Source organism: Rugamonas sp. DEMB1 (assembly GCF_029834475.1).
Classification (GTDB): domain Bacteria; phylum Pseudomonadota; class Gammaproteobacteria; order Burkholderiales; family Burkholderiaceae_D; genus Rugamonas; species Rugamonas rubra.
This window is the reverse complement of the sequence record NZ_CP122407.1, coordinates 5,364,757-5,381,156: the sequence shown is the minus strand read 5'-3', so window position 1 is coordinate 5,381,156 and position 16,400 is coordinate 5,364,757. Positions and strand designations below refer to the sequence as shown.

Here is a 16,400-nt window from a genome sequence, read left to right as displayed (position 1 = left end):
CTACCATTTCGAGAATTCAGGTAAGAAAAAACCTATGGACAACACCTCCACATCGCCCGCCAAGAAGGCGCCCGCTCCGCTGCTGCCACTGACCGACCGCGTCCAGGAAGCCCTCGCCATCACCAAGCGCGGTGTGGACGAACTGCTGATCGAAAGCGAGTTCGCGCAGAAGCTGGCGCGCTCCGAACAAAGCGGCGTGCCGCTGCGCGTCAAGCTGGGCCTGGACCCGACCGCGCCCGACCTGCACCTGGGCCACACCGTGGTGCTCAACAAGATGCGCCAGTTGCAGGGCCTGGGCCACCAGGTCATCTTCCTGATCGGCGACTTCACCTCGATGATCGGCGACCCGTCCGGCCGCAACGTCACCCGCCCGCCGCTGACCAAGGAGCAGGTCGAGGACAACGCGATGACGTACTTCAAGCAGGCCTCGCTGGTGCTCGACGCCGCCAAGACCGAAATCCGCTACAACTCCGAATGGTGCGACCCGCTGGGCGCGCGCGGCATGATCCAACTGGCCTCGCGCTACACGGTGGCGCGCATGATGGAGCGCGACGATTTCAGCAAACGCTTTAAGAGTGGGACACCGATCGCCGTCCACGAGTTCCTCTACCCGCTGATGCAGGGTTACGATTCGGTCGCCCTGAAGGCGGACCTGGAGCTGGGCGGCACCGACCAGAAGTTCAACCTGCTGGTCGGCCGCGAGCTGCAAAAGGACTACGGCCAGGAACAGCAGTGCGTGCTGACCATGCCGCTGCTCGAGGGCTTGGACGGCGTCGACAAGATGTCCAAGTCGAAGAACAACTACATCGGCATCACCGAGCCGGGCAACACCATGTTCGCCAAGCTGATGAGTATTTCCGACGTGATGATGTGGCGCTACTTCGAGCTGCTTTCGTTCCGCTCGCTGGCCGAGCTGGCCCAGCTCAAGGCCGTGGTCGACGGCGGCGGCAACCCGCGCGACGCCAAGGTGGCGCTGGCGCAGGAGATCGTCGCCCGCTTCCACTCCAAACAGGCGGCCGAGGACGCGCTGGCCGACTTCGTCAACCGCTCCAAGGGCGGCATTCCGGACGACGTGCCCGAGCTGACCCTGGCCGGCGCGCCGGCCGCCATCGCCCAACTGCTCAAGCAGAGCGGCCTGTGCGCCTCCGTCTCCGAGGCCACCCGCATGGTCGACCAGGGTGGCGTGCGGCTCGACGGCACGGTGGTCAGCGACAAGGCGCTGAAGATCGAGGCCGGCACCTTCGTGCTGCAAGTGGGCAAGCGCAAGTTCGCCCGCGTCACGCTGACGGCATGATCGCGCTGCTGCAAAGGGTCAGCGGCGCCAGCGTGGTGGTCGACGGCGCCAACATCGGCGCCATCGACGCCGGCCTGCTGGTGCTGCTGTGCGCCGAACGGGCCGACACGGAGAAGGAGGCCGACGCGCTGCTCAACAAATTGCTCGGCTACCGCGTCTTCGCCGACGCCGCCGGCAAGATGAACCTGAGCGTGAGCGACGTCGGCGGCGGCCTGCTGCTGGTGCCCCAGTTCACGCTGGCGGCCGACACCAAGTCCGGCACGCGGCCCTCGTTCACGCCAGCCGCCAGTCCGCAGGACGGCCTGCGCCTGTTCGACCATTTTGTCGGCCAGGCGCGCGCCCGCCACCCCGTGGTGGAGACCGGCCGCTTCGGCGCCGACATGAAAGTGTCGCTGACCAACGACGGACCGGTGACCTTCTGGCTGCAAGTGAGCGCCAAATGAGCGCCCGATAGTATGATTTGATTGAGCTTCCTCAACGGGGCCGCCAAGACAAACAAGAAAATCATCTGACGGAGCGCAGACCATGAGACTTTGGAGTGATTCTTTCCGCGACGGCGGCTTCATCCCGCCCGCCTACGCGTTCGCGGAGATGGATCCGGCCAGCCGGGTGCGCCTGGCGGGCAACCGCAACCCCCACCTGGCCTGGGACGAGGTGCCCAACGGCACCGAGTCGCTGATCCTGTTCTGCATCGACGGCGACGCGCCGCAGGACGGCGGCGACGTCAACCAGGCCGGCCGCGAGCTGGCCCTCGCCCTGCCGCGCGGCGACTTCTTCCACTGGACCCTGGCCGACCTGCCGCCGACGCTGCGCGCCATCGGCGAGGGCAGCCTGTCGGACGGCGTCACGCCGCACGGCAAGCCGGGGCCGGCCGCGCTGCTCGGCGTCGGCAACGGCAGCGCCCGGCCGCTGCGCCAGGGCGTCAACGACTACAGCGGCTGGTTTTCCGCCGACCCGGCGATGGCCGGCGACTATTACGGGTATGATGGCCCCTGTCCGCCGTGGAACGATTTGCGCATCCACCACTACATCTTCCGCCTCTACGCGCTCGATGAGGCGCGGCTTGACTTGCCGGCCCGCTTCACCGGCGCCGAGGCCTACGCCGCGCTGCGCGGCCACATTCTCGACGAAGCACAACTGATCGGCCGCTACACGCTGAACCCGGCGCTGGCGGCGGCCAAGAACTAGGATTGCATGAGTACCAAGATTTTACTGATCCGCCACGGCGAGACGGCGTGGAACGCCGTGCGCCGCCTGCAGGGCCACACCGACATCGCCCTCAACGACGAGAGGCCTGCGCCAGGCCGAGGCGCTGGCCCGCGCCCTGGCCGACGAGCGCATCGACGCCGTCGTCGCCAGCGACCTGCAACGCGCCGTGCAGACGGCGCAGGCGGTCAGCGCGCTGCACGACTTGCCGCTGCACACAGACGCCGAACTGCGCGAGCGCTGCTACGGCGGCTTCGAGGGCTTGCTGTACAGCGACATCGAGCGGCGCTACCCGGCCGAATACGCGCTGTGGCAGGCGCGCGACATCGACGCCGTGATGCCCTCCGGCGAACGCGACGCCGAGAGCTTCCGCCAGTTCTATCGCCGCAGCGTCGACGCCATCGTCGGCTGGGCCGGCCGCCACGCCGGCAAGACGGTGGTGGTGGTGGCGCACGGCGGCGTGCTCGAATGCGCCTACCGCGCGGCGGTCGGCATGTCGCTCGACAGCCCGCGCGACTTCCAGGTCAAAAACGCCAGCATCAACCGCTTCACCTTGGCCGGCGCCAAGTTGTCGCTCGACAGCTGGGGCGAGGTCGAGCACCTGCAGCTGGCCGCGCTGGACGACATCATTTAGTTTAAAGCAAGCTTTCCGCCGCCGCCGGCGCGCCGGCGGGCGGGCGCACGCGCGTGCTAAAATTTTCACCACGGCAATAGTCTTAACGTCCCTCGCAACCATGCTTTCTGCGCGGCCATGAAAATAGTGCTTATTAATTGAGCAGCGCATCGGTTAAAATAGAAGGTTCCTCCCTCCCATTCAGGTAATGTCAGTGCAAATCGGCCCCTACTTACTGCGTAACAACGTCTTCGTCGCCCCCATGGCGGGCGTGACGGACCGGCCTTTCCGCCAGCTGTGCAAGCAGCTCGGCGCCGGCTACGCGGTGTCGGAAATGGCCGCCTCGAATCCGCGCCTGTGGGCGACGGAAAAGAGTTCGCGCCGCACCGACCACACCGGCGAGATGGAGCCGAAGGCGGTGCAGATCGCCGGCGCCGACCCGCACGAACCTGGCCGACTGCGCCCGCTTCAACGTCGAGCGGGGCGCCCAGATCATCGACATCAACATGGGTTGCCCGGTGAAAAAGGTTTGCAACAGCTGGTGCGGTTCGGCCCTGCTGCAGGACGAGGCGCTGGTGGAAAAGATTCTGCACGCGGTGGTCGGCGCGGTCGACGTGCCGGTCACCCTGAAGTTCCGCACCGGCTGGGACCGCCTGAACAAGAACGCCCTGAACATCGCCCGCATCGCCGAGGACGCCGGTATCGCCATGCTGACCTTGCATGGCCGCACCCGCGCCGACGGCTACAAGGGCGACGCCGAGTACGACACCATCGCGGCGGTCAAGCGCTCGGTTTCCATTCCGGTGGTGGCCAACGGCGACATCACCTCGCCGGAAAAGGCCAAGTATGTGCTGGAGCAAACCGGCGCCGACGCCATCATGGTCGGCCGCGCGGCGCAGGGCCGGCCGTGGATCTTCCGCGAGATCGAGCATTTCCTGCGCACCGGCAGCCACTTGCCGGCGCCCTATGTGGACGAGGTGCGCGCCCTGATGGACGAGCATCTGCGCGCCCACTACGCGTTTTACGGCGATTTCCTCGGCGTGCGCACGGCGCGCAAGCATATCGGTTGGTATGTGCGCGACCTGGCCGGCGGCGAGGAGTTCCGCCAGAAAATGAACCTGTTGGAGTCGATAGCCTCGCAGTTGCAGGCGGTCGACCAGTTTTTTGAATCGCAATGGAGTTTTGGTGAGCGGTTACAATACCGCCTCTCCGATGATTTGCAGCCCGCATAAGCAGGCTGCGGCAGCACCAAAAAAGTTATATAAAAAAAGGGCAAGTGCCCAGCGCCCGCAGCGGGCGCGGCACCGCGTCACGCAATATTAATTAGCCGAATGACATTAAAATGAGCAAAGAAAGCATCCAGGAAGTTGTCCAGAAGAGCCTTGAAGATTACTTCAACGACCTGGGCGAGCAGCAAGCTTCGAACATTTACGACATGGTCGTGTTGACCGTCGAAAAGCCGATCCTCGAAGTGGTCATGACCCGCGCCGACGGCAACCAGTCGCACGCCGCGCAAATGCTCGGCATCAACCGCAACACCTTGCGCAAGAAATTGCAAGAGCACGGCCTGCTGTAGCCCGTCGCCCGTTCCGCCCCGCTAGTGGCTGAGGACGGCCGCTGGTGCCGTGAATGTTGCGCCCAAGCAGCCTTGATTTGTACAGAATACTCAACCACCTAGCCACTGCCATGATCAAACAAGCTCTCATCTCCGTCTCCGACAAAACCGGCGTGCTCGACTTCGCGCGCGCGTTGGCCGCCATGGGCGTCAACATCCTGTCGACCGGCGGCACCGCCAAACTGCTGGCCGACAACGGCGTCGCCGTGACCGAGGTCGCCGACTACACCGGCTTCCCGGAGATGCTCGACGGCCGCGTCAAGACCCTGCATCCGATGGTGCACGGCGGCATCCTGGCGCGCCGCGATTTCCCCGAGCACATGGCCAAGCTGGAAGAGCACAAGATCCCGACCATCGACATGGTGGTGGTCAACCTGTACCCGTTCCAGGCCACCGTGGCCAAGGACAGCTGCACGCTGGAAGACGCGATCGAGAACATCGACATCGGCGGCCCGGCCATGCTGCGTTCGGCGGCCAAGAACCACAAGGACGTGGTGGTGATCTGCGACCCGGCCGACTATTCGGTGGTGCTCGACGAGATCAAGGCCGGCGCGGTCGGCTACGACACCCGTTTCAAGCTGGCCACCAAGGTCTACGCCCACACCGCCCAGTACGACGGCGCCATCGCCAACTACCTGACCAGCCTGGGCGCCGACAAGCAGCACGCCACCCGCGCCCAGTACCCGCAGACGCTGAACGTGGCGTTTGAAAAAGTCCAGGACATGCGCTACGGCGAGAACCCGCACCAGTCGGCCGCCTTCTACCGCGACCTGAGCGTGACCGAGGGCGCGCTGGGCAACTACCGCCAGCTGCAGGGCAAGGAACTGTCGTACAACAACATCGCCGACGCCGACGCCGCCTGGGAATGCGTCAAGAGCATGGGCGGCTTCGACCAGAGCGCCGCCTGCGTCATCGTCAAGCACGCCAACCCTTGCGGCGTGGCGCTGGGCGCCAACGCGGCCGACGCCTACAGCCGCGCGCTGAAGACGGACCCGACCTCGGCCTTCGGCGGCATCATCGCCTTCAACGTCGAAGTGGACGGCGCCGCCGCCACCGAGCTGGCCAAGCTGTTCGTCGAAGTGCTGATCGCGCCGTCGTTCTCGGCCGAAGCCAAGCAGATCCTGTCGGCGAAACAAAACGTGCGCCTGCTGGAAATCCCGCTGGGCAAGGGCGTCAACGCGATGGACTTCAAGCGCGTCGGCGGCGGCCTGCTGGTGCAGTCGGCCGACTCGAAGAACGTGCTGCTGGGCGACCTGAAAGTGGTCACCAAGCTGCAGCCAACCCAACAGCAGTTGCAGGACCTGATGTTCGCCTGGCGCGTCGCCAAGTACGTCAAGTCGAACGCCATCGTCTTCTGCGGCGGCAACATGACGCTGGGTGTCGGCGCCGGCCAGATGAGCCGCATCGACTCGGCCCGCATCGCCTCGATCAAGGCGCAGAACGCGGGCCTGTCGCTGACCGGCTCGGTGGTCGCCTCGGACGCCTTCTTCCCCTTCCGCGACGGCCTCGACGTTGTCGTTGACGCGGGCGCCAACTGCGTCATCCAGCCGGGCGGCTCGATGCGCGACCAGGAAGTGATCGACGCCGCCGACGAGCGCGGCGTGGTCATGCTGTACACCGGCACCCGCCACTTCCGTCATTGATTTTTTGAGTCACCGCGCAGGGACCGTCCCGGGGCCGACCGCCCGGGGACGGTCCCTGTTTCTTTGTACCGGCCACGGCAGTCCGCCCTTGCTCCCACTTGCCTTAGTGCATACAATCTGACGATGATTATTCTCGGCATCGACCCTGGCTTGCGCACGACCGGCTTCGGCGTCATCGACAAGCAGGGCAACAAGCTGCGCTACATCGCGTCCGGCACCATCAAGAGCGGCGAGGGCGAGTTGCCGGCGCGCTTGAAGGTGATCCTGCGCAGCATCGCCGAGGTGGCCGCCACCTACCGGCCGGACTGCGCGGCGATCGAAAAAGTCTTCGTCAACGTCAATCCGCAGTCGACCCTGCTGCTGGGCCAGGCCCGTGGCGCCGCCATCTGCGCGCTGGTCGACGCCGAGCTCGAGGTGGCCGAATACACCGCGCTGCAGGTCAAGCAGGCCGTCACCGGCCACGGCAAGGCGGCCAAGGAGCAGGTGCAGGAGATGGTGGCGCGCCTGCTGGCGCTGCCCGGCCTGCCCGGCAGCGACGCCGCCGACGCGCTCGGCGTGGCGATCTGCCACGCCAACAGCCACGACACGCTGGCGCTGATCAGCGCCATCGGCCCCGGCCTGTCCGGCCTGCGCATGAAGCGCGGCCGCCTGGTCGGCTAGTTCCTCCCCCAACATTCTTCAAAAAAGGTAACACGATGATCGGTCGTCTCTCCGGTGTATTGCTCGAAAAAAATCCACCGCAACTGCTGGTCGACTGCCACGGCGTCGGCTACGAAGTCGACGTGCCGATGAGCACCTTCTACAACCTGCCCGGCGTCGGCGAGAAGGTGGTGCTGTTCACCCACCAGACCATCCGCGAGGACGCCCACCTGCTGTTCGGCTTCGGCCACGCCGAGGAGCGCGCCGTGTTCCGCCAACTGATCAAGATCACCGGCGTGGGCGCGCGCATGGCGCTGTCGATCTTGTCCGGCATGACCATCGCCGACCTGGCCCAGGCCGTCACGCTGCAGGAGACCGGCCGCCTGGTCAAGGTGCCCGGCATCGGCAAGAAGACCGCCGAGCGCCTGCTGCTGGAACTGAAGGGCAAGCTGGGCGCCGACATCGGCGCCGGCGGCGCGCACGCCGTGCCGGACTCGCAATCTGATATCCTGAACGCGCTGGTCGCGCTCGGCTATTCGGACAAGGAGGCGCTGCTGGCGCTGAAAGCCGTGCCGGCCGGCAGCGGCGTGTCCGATGGCATCAAGCTGGCGCTGAAGGCGCTGTCGAAAGGCTAATCAACAAGCAGTAAGCAGGATCAATGGCTAGACTGGGTTTGTGCGGGATGATGAAGCGATGCGTGTCGCTTCAATTGTTCAACGAACCGGGGGCGTGGCCATGGTCTTGCCATTGCGCTGTAGCTGGAATCATTTTCCAGAAGTGTTCATTCATGCGCCAGAAAGCGTGGTGAAACGTCATGTGGCGTATCTCCCGGCCAAAGCCGGGGATGTCGATGCTGCAAGCGAACTGGTGCTGAAGACGATGTCGGACGCCATTGTATTGGCGATGCTTGAGGCACAGGCGGGAGGCGCGCCAACGCTGGTGGCGGTTCATGCTGAGGAGTCCGTGGGGGTGAACGCGATTCCAATGGCTATGGCGGATTTTTTCTCTCGTGTTATTGGGTGGCGTCAGGAACACCGTATTGTGCAGGCGAATGTGGTGAATCACACAGGCGCAGACGGCTTTTCCAGAATGGCTCGCCAGGCCGTGTTTAAGGGGCCGGTAGTGGTGGGGAAAAAATACATCATTGTTGATGACTTTGTTGGGCAGGGTGGGACAATAGCTAATCTGCGCGGACATATTCATGCGCATGGCGGTTTTGTTGTCGGAGCAACGGCATTAACCGGCAAGACTTACTCGGCAAGATTGGTTCCTACTGTCGAGCAATTGATCGCGTTGAGGTGCAAACATGGACAAATTGAACATTGGTGGCAGCAACGGCTTGGATTCGGATTCGACTGCCTCACTGCTTCGGAGGCAAGATATCTCATTCAAACTCCAACAGCTGAGAGAATCATGGAGCGCATCGAAGCGCATCTTGGCAGGCACTAGCGACGGCGAGCCTGTGGTGTTGACGTTGACCAGCTCGACAGTTCCCAAAGGCACCCCGCGTATGCTGACACCAGCCGAGCTGGACGAGCTACGGCAAACACAAGTAACGGCTGCAGAGCGGATTTCGTTTTTGCTCGACACCGATTTCTCAACATATTCTCCCAAATAGTAGGCTTCAAGAATCGATTGCATGAGTATCCAGACCGATAATTTCACCGAACAACGCATCATCGCGCCGACGCCGTCCTCGCCCAACGAGGAGGCGATCGAGCGGGCGCTACGGCCCAAGCATCTGGACGAGTACGTCGGCCAGAGCAAGATCCGCGACCAGCTGGAGATCTTCATCGCCGCCGCGCGCAACCGGGGCGAGGCGCTCGACCACACCCTGCTGTTCGGTCCGCCCGGCCTGGGCAAGACCACCCTGGCCAACATCATCGCGCGCGAGATGGGCGTCAACCTGCGCCAGACCTCCGGCCCGGTGCTGGAGCGTCCCGGTGATTTGGCGGCCATCCTGACCAACCTGGAAGCCAACGACGTGCTGTTCATCGACGAGATCCACCGCCTGTCGCCGGTGGTCGAGGAGATTCTGTACCCGGCGCTGGAGGACTACCAGATCGATATCATGATCGGCGAGGGGCCGGCGGCGCGCTCGGTCAAGCTGGACCTGCAACCGTTCACCCTGGTCGGCGCCACCACGCGCGCCGGCATGCTGACCAACCCGCTGCGCGACCGCTTCGGCATCGTCGCCCGGCTGGAGTTCTACACCGCGCCCGAGCTGACCAAGATCGTCACGCGCAGCGCCGCGCTGTTGAAGGCCAACATCGAACCGGACGGCGCCGTCGAGATCGCCCGCCGCGCGCGCGGCACGCCGCGCATCGCCAACCGCCTGCTGCGCCGGGTGCGCGACTACGCCGAGGTCAAGGGCAACGGCGACATCACCAAGGCCGTCGCCGACGCCGCCCTGGTGATGCTCGACGTCGACACGGTCGGCTTCGACGTGATGGACCGCAAGCTGCTCGAGGCGGTGCTGTTCAAGTTCGGCGGCGGCCCGGTCGGCGTCGGCAACCTGGCGGCGGCCATCGGCGAGGCGGCCGACACCATCGAGGACGTGCTCGAGCCGTACTTGATCCAACAAGGATTTTTGCAACGCACGCCGCGCGGCCGGGTGGCCACGCCCGCCGCCTACCTGCACTTCGGCGTCACGCCGCCCCGGGTCGGCCCGAACGGCGAGCTGTGGGAGTCATGATGCAGATCTGGGTGGACGCCGACGCCTGTCCGGCCGTGGTCAAGGATATTCTGTACCGCGTCGCCGAGCGCACGCAGTTGCAGCTGACCCTGGTGGCCAACCAATTGCTGCGCGTGCCGCCGTCGCGCTACATCCGCTCGGTGCAGGTGCCGTCCGGCGCCGACGTGGCCGACCAGGAGATCGTACGCCTGCTGACGGCCGGCGACCTGGTCGTCACCGGCGACATCCCGCTGGCCTCGGACGTGCTGAAAAAGGGCGGCTTCGCGCTCAACCCGCGCGGCGAGTTCTACACCAACGACAACATCGCGCAGATGCTGACCATGCGCGCCTTCATGGACGAGTTGCGCGGCAGCGGCGTCGACACCGGCGGCCCGGCCGCCTTCAGCCAGTCCGACCGGCAGAGCTTCGCCAACAGCCTGGACCGGCACCTCAACAAAGTGATCGCGCAAAGTAAAAAAGCCGGCTGAGGGCCGGCTCTTGTTGCTAGAACTATGCGGTGCTAGCGGCGCGTGCGGCGACGCCAAGCCAGACAGGCCAACCCAGCCATGAACATGGCGTAGGTGCTGGGTTCCGGCACGGAGCTGACTAGGGTAAGTGACGTCAGCGCGCCACGTGCGCTCAACCATACCCCGTTGTGATCTAAGTTGTATTCGAACTCTTGTAGTATGTATTTGCTGTTGATGTCTGGTAGTCGGTGCGGTATGTCGCCGTGGACGAGCAAGGAGCCGGTGTAGTCGTTCATCGAGAGGGAGCCGAAATTCCGGCCGTAGCTGTTTACGCTGTAGGCTTCGATATTCAGTTGGTCGTAGGGGCCGGGCGCGCCCATCGGGGCATCGGTATCATTTCTGACCGTGATGTCCATTTGGTCATCTTTGGACGTCGAGGGCGCCGAGTCGAACGAAAAACCATGTGTCTCAAAGACGAACGACATGGTGTTTTTCATACCTCTAGCAGCATAGTTTCGAGCTGTTCCGGGTTCACCCGGTTCACCTATCCATTGGCTGTGGAGGGGTGTTTGCGTGTTATAGGTGAGGCGGCCACGTACGGCTTCGCCCACCGAAATGGTCTTCCCTGGCAAACTAGATTCCGTTACCACGGTATAGTCTAGTTTCATGGTAGTTATGGTCGCGGTGAATTCGTAGGTAACAACATCCGCTTGCGCCGCCTCCATCATGGCTAATCCACAGATCAATCCAGCGATTTTTTTCATATGATTTTCATGAGTATTAAAAGATAATATTTTCATTATATCAATATTTATAAAATAGGCAATATTTTTTATTAAACGCGGCCGATAAAAAAGCCGGCCAAAGGCCGGCTTATCGACGCTACGCCTGCGCTTTTTTACTCCTGCCGTACCCAGGTCTGCGAGCGGCCCAGCATCGGGATGCCGATGTAGCCGCGCACGTTGAGTTTCTTGCCGCCGTCGGCCAGGTTCATCTTGCTCTTGTAGACCTTGCCGTTGTCCGGATCGAGGATCTCGCCGCCGGTGTACTCGCTACCATCCTTCTTCAAGCCCGACATGATGACCAGGCCGAGCACCGGCGCGTCCTTGCGGGCGCCCTCGCACTTGTCGCACTTGGGATTTTGCTCCTCGTTGGGGGCGCGGAACAGCTTCTCGATCTGGCCCTGCAGCGCACCGTTGCTCTCGGTGATGCGGATCAGCGCCTTCGGCTTGCCGGAGACGTCGTCGATGTTCTTCCACAGGCCGACCGGGCTGGCCTCGTCGGCCCACGCCGGCGCCGCCAGCAGGGCGGCGGCGATGCTGCCGGCGATGATTGCTACTTGTTTGATTGAGCGCATTTTGTTGTCTCCATAGGTTTAGTTTTTATGCGAGGTCAAGTTTAGCAAACTGTCATCGCTTGTGAGCATCCGCCGGCAAAATATTTGACCACTCGTGCTATTTCCTGTCCGGGACGTAAAAAAACCGGCCAGCGGCCGGTTTTTTGTTGCAAAGCAAAGCCTTAGGCTACCGGCAGCTTGGCGAACTGCTCGCGCATCTTCTCCACCGTGGCGCCGAAGTTGGCGACCCGTTCCTTCTCCTGGGCCACCACCTCGACCGGCGCGCGGGCGACGAAGCTCTCGTTGGACAGCTTGCCGTTGGCCTTGGCGATCTCGCCTTCGAGGCGGGCGATCTCCTTGGACAGGCGCTCGCGCTCGGCCTTGACGTCGATCTCTACCTTCAGCATCAGCTTGGTGGTGCCGACGATGGAGACGGCGGCCGGCGATTCCGGCAGGGCGTCGACGATGTTGACCTCGGCCAGCTTGCCGAGCGACTGCACGTAGGGCGCGAACAGCTCCAGCGCGGCGCGGTCGGCGGCGTCGCGCGCCTCGACGATCAGCGGCACGCGCAGCGACGGCGACAACTGCATCTCGCCGCGCAGGTTGCGGGTGGCGTCGGTCAGCGCCTTCAACTGCTGCATCCAGGCTTCGGCGGCCTCGTCGATCTTCGCGGTGTTGGCGATCGGATACGGTTGCATCATGATCGAATCGCCGGCCGGGTTCAGCGTCTTGCCGGCCAGCGGGGCGACGGTCTGCCACAGCGCCTCGGTGACGAAGGGAATGATCGGATGGGCCAGGCGCAGCACCACTTCCAGCACGCGCAGCAGGGTGTGGCGGGTGGCTTGTTGCTGGCCTTCCGTGCCGTGCTGCACTTGCACCTTGGCCACTTCCAGATACCAGTCGCAGTACTCGTCCCAGACGAACTTGTAGATGGTGCTGGCGATGTTGTCGAAGCGGAAGTCCTCGAAGCCCTTGGCGACGTCCAGCTCGGCCTTTTGCAGCAGCGAGATGATCCACTTGTCGGCCATCGACAGGTCGGCCTCGTTGGGCGCGCAGTCCTTGCCCTCGGTGTTCATCAGCACGAAGCGGGTGGCGTTCCACATCTTGTTGCAGAAGTTGCGGTAGCCTTCGCAGCGGCCCAGGTCGAAGTTGATGTTGCGGCCCAGCGAGGCGTAGCTGGCCATGGTGAAGCGCACCGCGTCGCTGCCGTAGGCGGCGATGCCGTTGGGGAATTCCTTGCGCGTCGCCTTGGCGATCTTTTCGGCGTCGCGCGGGTTCATCAGGCCGGTGGTGCGCTTGACGATCAGCCCCTCCAGGTCGATGCCGTCGATCAGGTCGATCGGGTCGAGCGTGTTGCCCTTCGACTTGGACATCTTCTGCCCCGTCGAGTCGCGCACCAGGCCGTGCACGTACACGGTGTTGAACGGCACTTTGCCCGTGAAGTGGGCGGTCATCATCACCATCCGGGCGACCCAGAAGAAGATGATGTCGAAGCCGGTGACCAGCACCGACGACGGCAGGAAGGCCTTGATGTCCGGCGTTTCCTCCGGCCAGCCCATGGTCGAGAAGGGGATCAGCGCCGACGAGAACCAGGTGTCGAGCACGTCGGCGTCGCGCCGCAGCATGCCGGTGCTGCCGGCGGCGTGGGCCTTGGCGCGCGCCTCTTCCTCGGTCTTGGCGACGAAGATGTTGCCCTTCTCGTCGTACCAGGCCGGGATCTGGTGGCCCCACCACAGTTGGCGCGAGATGCACCAGTCCTGGATGTTGTTGAGCCACTGGTTGTAGGTGGTGCTCCAGTTTTCCGGCACGAACTTGATCTCGCCGTTGGCGACCTTGTCGAGCGCCGTCTCGGCGATCGATTTGCCGGGGAAGAAGGTGCCCTCAGGCGCCGGCTTGCTCATCGCCACGAACCACTGGTCGGTCAGCATCGGCTCGATGACGACGCCGGTGCGGTCGCCGCGCGGCACCATCAGCTTGTGCGGCTTGACCTGCTCGAGCAGGCCGAGCGCGTCGAGGTCGGCGACGATCTGCTTGCGCGCGGCGAAGCGGTCCATGCCACGGTAGGCGGCCGGCGCCTCGTCGCTGATCTTGGCGTCGAGCGTCAGGATGATCGGCATGTCGAGGTTGTGGCGCTGGCCGACGGCGTAGTCGTTCATGTCGTGGGCCGGGGTGATCTTCACGCAGCCGGTGCCGAATTCCTTGTCGACGTACGAGTCGGCGATGATCGGGATCTCGCGCTGCGACAGTGGCAGCTTGAGCATCTGGCCGACCAGGGCCTGGTAGCGTTCGTCGGTCGGGTCGACCGCCACGGCGGTGTCGCCGAGCATGGTTTCCGGACGGGTGGTGGCCACCGTCAGGAAGCCGCTGCCGTCGGCCAGCGGGTACTTGATGTACCACATCGAGCCGTCCTCCTCCTCCGACACCACTTCCAGGTCGGAGACGGCGGTGCCCAGCACCGGGTCCCAGTTGACCAGCCGCTTGCCGCGGTAGATCAGGCCCTGCTCGTGCAGGCGCACGAAGACGTCGGTGACGACCTTCGAACGGGTCTCGTCCATGGTGAAGTACTCGCGCTTCCAATCCGGCGAGGTGCCCATGCGGCGCATCTGGCCGGTGATGGTGGAGCCGGATTTCTCTTTCCACTCCCAGACTTTTTCGACGAATTTTTCGCGGCCCAAATCATGGCGCGAGATCTTCTGCGCGTCCAGCTGGCGCTCGACGACGATCTGCGTGGCGATGCCGGCGTGGTCGGTGCCGGGAACCCAGGCGGTGTTGTGGCCGAGCATGCGGTGGTAGCGGGTCAGGCCGTCCATCACGGTCTGGTTGAAGGCGTGGCCCATGTGCAGCGTGCCGGTGACGTTCGGCGGCGGCAGCTGGATGCTGAAGGAAGGTTTGCCGGCGTCGAGGGTGGCGGCGAAGTAACCGCGCTGTTCCCACTCGCTGCGCCAGAATTGTTCAATGTCGGCAGGCTCGAAAGACTTGGCTAATTCCATGATTTGGCTTGTAAATTTGCGAAAAGAACCATTATAAGGGACGCCACCGGCCCTGCGCACGACGGCGGCGCCCGCCGGCGCAAATTCCGCCAAAAGCCGCGCGATCGGTGGCGATTTGGCGGCGAAAACTTGCCAATGTCGCCAGACGGCCGGCGCGGCGGGGGGCTTTTGTTGGCGCGGTGCAAACATCGCTGCGGCCGCCGCTGTTAAAAAGCGTGATTTTTTCCTCTATTTGTCGATTTATGCAACTTTTTTGACTTGGGACGCGCCAAGGGAATACTGTTGGCCGCCCGGAGTTCAATGGATGACAAGGAGATGGACATGACCCCACGCCTCATCGCGGTACTGCTGGCCGGCCTGTTGGCCGGCGCCGGCGGCCACGCCGCCGCGCAGTCGAATATGCAGCCAAACCTGCAGTCGAGCACGCAGTCGAACAAGATCTGGATCACCGTCGGCGACGCCGCCTACCGCCAGCTGCAAAAGGTCGCGCCGCAGGCGGTCGCCCGCGAGAGCCGCGCCACGCTGAGCCAGGCGGCGCCCGGCCAACGCGCCGGCGACGAGCGCGTCCACCTGGTCGAGGTCGACGAGCGGCAGATGCTCGCCCTGTCGGCCGCCGTGCACAAGGAGCTGCGCCGCTGCGGCGGCTTCATGTACCACCCCAGCGAGGCGGCCGGGCTGTCCGCGCTGCGCCCGCCGTTGCGGACCAGCCTGCTGGCCACGCCCCGGCCGTCCTACGTGATCGACCAGCAGAGCGTGGTCAACCCCATGCTGTCCCAAATGCAGGCGAGCAACATCGGCCAGACCATCGTCGACATGTCGGCCTTCGCCAACCGCTACTACACCACCAACAACGGCGTCAACGCCTCGGACTGGCTCAAGCAGCGCTGGAGCAGCATCGCCGCCGGCCGCAGCGACATCACGGTGAGCCAGTTCAGCCACGCCTCCTATCCGCAGAAATCGGTGATCCTGACCATCGCCGGCAGCGACAACGGCAGCGAAGTGGTGGTGCTGGGCGGCCACCTCGACTCGATCAACCAGAACGGCACCGGCGAGACCACGCGCGCGCCCGGCGCCGACGACGACGCCTCCGGCGTGGCCAGCCTGACCGAGGTGCTGCGCGCGATGGTGGCGGCCGGCTACCATCCGCGCCGCACCATCAAGCTGATCGGCTACGCCGCCGAGGAGGTCGGCCTGCGCGGCTCGCAGGACATCGCCCTGAACCACAAGAACAACAACGTCAAGGTGGTCGGCGTGATGCAGCTCGACATGACCAACTACAAGGGCTCGCCCTACGACATCTACATGTACACCGACTACACCGACAGCGCGCAGAACGACTTCGTCGTCAAGCTGATCGGCGCCTACCTGCCGACCTTGAAGATAGGCTACGACCAGTGCGGCTACGCCTGCTCCGACCACGCCTCGTGGACGGCGCAGGGCTACTGGAGCTCGATGCCCTTCGAGACCACGCTGGGCCAGGACAACCCCTACATCCACACCGCCAACGACACCTACGCCAACTCCGGCAACCAGGCCGACCACGCCCTCAAGTTCGCCCGCATGGCGCTGGCCTACGCCGTCGAGCTGGGCAGCGACGGCCCCGGCGTGACGCCGCCGGGCGACCGCACGGAGACCTTCAGCGGCAGCCTGAGCAAGGGGCAGAAGAAGAACTACGGCCCGTTCAAGGTGGCGGCCGGCGGCAGCTTCGCCGCCAGCCTGAGCGGCAGCGGCGACACCGACCTGTACCTGCGCAAGGGCAGCGCGCCCACCACCAGCAGCTACGACTGCAAGTCGGATGGCCCGACCAGCAGCGAGAGTTGCACGCTCGCCGTCAACGCCAACGGCGACCTGTACGTGCTGCTCAACGGCTACAGCGCGTCGAGCTACACCTTGACCTTGACCTACCGGCCGCAATAGGCCGCC

14 protein-coding genes and 2 pseudogenes are annotated in these 16,400 nt (G+C 64.3%); 13 read left to right on the top strand and 3 right to left on the bottom strand.

Features of this window, described 5'->3' with window-relative positions:
- Nucleotides 1-34: 34 nt before the first annotated feature.
- The 12 genes and pseudogenes from tyrS (at nt 35) to QC826_RS24740 (ending at nt 10,172) form a co-directional block, all read left to right on the top strand.
- The gene (gene tyrS / locus QC826_RS24795) at nt 35-1,294 is read left to right on the top strand and encodes a tyrosine--tRNA ligase (protein WP_279762886.1); all 1,260 of its coding nucleotides are present in this window, start codon (nt 35-37) and stop codon (nt 1,292-1,294) included.
- Nucleotides 1,291-1,737, top strand: coding sequence for a D-aminoacyl-tRNA deacylase (gene dtd / locus QC826_RS24790; protein WP_279762885.1), 447 nt, complete (start codon nt 1,291-1,293; stop codon nt 1,735-1,737). The genes tyrS and dtd overlap by 4 nt, the downstream gene beginning before the upstream one ends.
- 82 nt (nt 1,738-1,819) lie before the next feature.
- Nucleotides 1,820-2,482 (top strand): YbhB/YbcL family Raf kinase inhibitor-like protein, encoded by a 663-nt coding sequence (locus tag QC826_RS24785; protein ID WP_279762884.1) that lies wholly within the window; start codon nt 1,820-1,822, stop codon nt 2,480-2,482.
- Nucleotides 2,483-2,488: 6 nt separating this feature from the next.
- Nucleotides 2,489-3,134, top strand: a pseudogene (locus QC826_RS24780) (histidine phosphatase family protein).
- A gap of 193 nt (nt 3,135-3,327) precedes the next feature.
- Nucleotides 3,328-4,345 (top strand): annotated as a pseudogene (gene dusB, locus QC826_RS24775) (tRNA dihydrouridine synthase DusB).
- Nucleotides 4,346-4,455: 110 nt separating this feature from the next.
- Entirely contained in the window at nt 4,456-4,689 is a 234-nt protein-coding gene (locus tag QC826_RS24770; protein ID WP_008445162.1) for a helix-turn-helix domain-containing protein, read from the top strand.
- A gap of 110 nt (nt 4,690-4,799) precedes the next feature.
- The gene (purH, locus tag QC826_RS24765; protein WP_279762883.1) at nt 4,800-6,371 is read left to right on the top strand and encodes a bifunctional phosphoribosylaminoimidazolecarboxamide formyltransferase/IMP cyclohydrolase; all 1,572 of its coding nucleotides are present in this window, start codon (nt 4,800-4,802) and stop codon (nt 6,369-6,371) included.
- Nucleotides 6,372-6,494: 123 nt separating this feature from the next.
- Nucleotides 6,495-7,031, top strand: coding sequence for a crossover junction endodeoxyribonuclease RuvC (gene ruvC / locus QC826_RS24760; RefSeq protein ID WP_093389932.1), 537 nt, complete (start codon nt 6,495-6,497; stop codon nt 7,029-7,031).
- Between the two features lie 35 nt (nt 7,032-7,066).
- Complete coding sequence (gene ruvA, locus QC826_RS24755) at nt 7,067-7,645, top strand: Holliday junction branch migration protein RuvA (RefSeq protein WP_099414983.1); 579 nt, start codon at nt 7,067-7,069, stop codon at nt 7,643-7,645.
- Between the two features lie 100 nt (nt 7,646-7,745).
- The gene (locus QC826_RS24750) at nt 7,746-8,459 is read left to right on the top strand and encodes a phosphoribosyltransferase (RefSeq protein ID WP_279766597.1); all 714 of its coding nucleotides are present in this window, start codon (nt 7,746-7,748) and stop codon (nt 8,457-8,459) included.
- A 190-nt stretch (nt 8,460-8,649) separates the two neighbouring features.
- Nucleotides 8,650-9,705: a Holliday junction branch migration DNA helicase RuvB gene (gene ruvB / locus QC826_RS24745; protein WP_093389936.1), complete on the top strand. Its 1,056-nt coding sequence runs from the start codon at nt 8,650-8,652 to the stop codon at nt 9,703-9,705.
- Nucleotides 9,705-10,172 carry a YaiI/YqxD family protein gene (locus tag QC826_RS24740; protein ID WP_279766596.1) on the top strand — a complete coding sequence of 156 codons (468 nt, stop codon included), beginning with the start codon at nt 9,705-9,707 and terminating at the stop codon, nt 10,170-10,172. Before ruvB ends, QC826_RS24740 begins: the two co-directional genes overlap by 1 nt.
- A gap of 32 nt (nt 10,173-10,204) precedes the next feature.
- Here QC826_RS24740 and QC826_RS24735 read toward each other — a convergent pair whose 3' ends face one another.
- The 3 genes from QC826_RS24735 to QC826_RS24725 form a co-directional block, all read right to left on the bottom strand.
- Nucleotides 10,205-10,915 (bottom strand): PEP-CTERM sorting domain-containing protein, encoded by a 711-nt coding sequence (locus tag QC826_RS24735; protein WP_279762882.1) that lies wholly within the window; start codon nt 10,913-10,915, stop codon nt 10,205-10,207.
- 134 nt (nt 10,916-11,049) lie between these two features.
- A complete protein-coding gene (locus tag QC826_RS24730) occupies nt 11,050-11,508 on the bottom strand; it encodes a DUF2147 domain-containing protein (RefSeq protein ID WP_279762881.1) in 459 nt (152 codons plus the stop codon).
- Between the two features lie 161 nt (nt 11,509-11,669).
- Complete coding sequence (locus QC826_RS24725; RefSeq protein ID WP_279762880.1) at nt 11,670-14,477, bottom strand: valine--tRNA ligase; 2,808 nt, start codon at nt 14,475-14,477, stop codon at nt 11,670-11,672.
- 321 nt (nt 14,478-14,798) lie between these two features.
- Here QC826_RS24725 and QC826_RS24720 point away from each other — a divergent pair, with 321 nt between their 5' ends.
- Entirely contained in the window at nt 14,799-16,394 is a 1,596-nt protein-coding gene (locus QC826_RS24720) for a M28 family metallopeptidase (protein ID WP_279762879.1), read from the top strand.
- The last annotated feature ends 6 nt before the right edge of the window (nt 16,395-16,400 follow it).